The following is a 247-nucleotide window of genomic DNA, read 5'->3' as shown; positions in this document are numbered from 1 at the left end:
ACGTTCGGTCAGCCACCAGATGAACGCGGCGAAGTTCCCGGTGCATCGCGACATCGCGGGCTTCGACTTCGATGGCTCGCCGGTCGACCGCCAGCTGGTCACGCAACTGGCCGGCATGACGTTCACCGAGGGCGCGCACAACCTGGTTCTGGTCGGCGGCCCGGGCTCGGGCAAAACGCATCTGGCGACCGCCATCGGCGTGTCCGGCATCATGCACCACGGCAAGCGGGTGCGCTTCTACTCGACG

1 protein-coding gene is annotated in these 247 nt (G+C 67.2%); it reads left to right on the top strand.

The window, feature by feature from the left end:
* A partial coding sequence (locus P0D89_RS54545) for an ATP-binding protein (protein WP_408379942.1) occupies positions 1 to 247 on the top strand: 247 nt, incomplete at both ends.

This window comes from Paraburkholderia sp. RL18-085-BIA-A (assembly GCF_046027075.1).
GTDB lineage: Bacteria > Pseudomonadota > Gammaproteobacteria > Burkholderiales > Burkholderiaceae > Paraburkholderia.
This window is presented reverse-complemented; position numbering and strand designations above follow the sequence as displayed.